The sequence below is a fragment of the Moorena sp. SIO3I6 genome (genome assembly GCF_010672095.1).
Genome location: NZ_JAAHHU010001469.1, coordinates 1 through 1,244, shown reverse-complemented (window position 1 = coordinate 1,244; position 1,244 = coordinate 1). Strand labels below are relative to the sequence as shown.

At 43.9% G+C, this 1,244-nt stretch carries 1 protein-coding gene; it reads right to left on the bottom strand.

The features are described 5' to 3' along the window. Positions 1-498: 498 nt before the first annotated feature. A partial coding sequence (locus F6K49_RS50340) for an AIR synthase-related protein (RefSeq protein ID WP_293110378.1) occupies positions 499-1,244 on the bottom strand: 746 nt, incomplete at its 5' end.

Genomic DNA, 1,244 nt, shown 5'->3' with positions numbered 1-1,244 from the left:
CACTTAATTCAGTTTTAAGTACCTGAATATCTCTAGGTTCTTCAGCCAATACCCACTGAAAAAACTCCGATGGGTATGCTTCTGCTAAGTATTTACAGATGTTATCGTAGGCCAAGGCAAATTCTTCAAAGTTAATACTATCTCAGACAGTGTAGTGAATCTGAAACAGAAAATTGATCGCACCTGGATCTTGTTTATGGAGTCAAGTTATGATACCGGAGCAGTTCTGATTTCGATCAGATACAGAAGGAATAATACTAAATCCAGTTAATTACTTCTAAGTGGTTGTCTGAGAAGTCTCATTTGCTACATCCAAGCCCCCGTTGGTCCCCATCTGTCAAAAAGCGAAGCATCCGCTAATTCCCCCCAGAATTGGGGGGTTAGGGGGGCGGGGGACTTTTAGAAGCAAATTGACTCTTGTTCCCCCCAAAGTTGGGGGGCTAGGGGGGCAAAATTCAGTATAAAAAAACTTTTCAGATATCCTCTAAGGGGAAAATTTCAAAAATGCTGAAATCCCTTATTTAGACTCAGCAATTGATCAGCATAAGTGCCAGTTTTATCTTTCAACCAAACCTCATTACCACTAGTAATCTTGCCAATTACTGCTGCTCCATCCCCCAGTTTTGCCACTAATTCTTCAGCAGCTTCAGTAGGCAGACATAGCACTAATTCAAAATCTTCACCACCATACAACGCCCAATCCAAAGATTGCTCTGGGGACACCAATTTACTCAAGCTTGGAGGCAAGGGAATTCGGTTGGGATCAATCTCAGCACCAACACCACTGGCACGACAAATTTGTACAATAGCATCTGCTAAACCATCGCTACTATCCATACCCGCAATGGATAGTTGGAGGGTTGAAGGTTGAAAGGTTGAAGGTTGAAAGTTATCTGGTTTAAGGTTATCTGGTTGTAAGTTATCAGGTTGTAAGTTGGAACTTTCAACCTTCAACCTGTTAACCTGTAACTCCAGTAACCTGTTAACCTGTAACTCCAGTAAAGCTATAACATCAAGTCTGGGTTTAGGACGCTGGTGAGCTTTAATCAGAGATAGCCGTTCCTCTGGACCTAAGTCTTTGCCGAAATCCGGCTTGAGGAGTAATTCTAGTCCAGCCCGGGAAGCACCATGAACACCTGTCACCACAATGGCATGTCCCACCTTGGCGGCTGTTCTGCGGATAGCTCGGTCGGGGTAGACTTGACCAAAGGCAGTGATAGCAATAGCAATAACCGGCGAGCGAC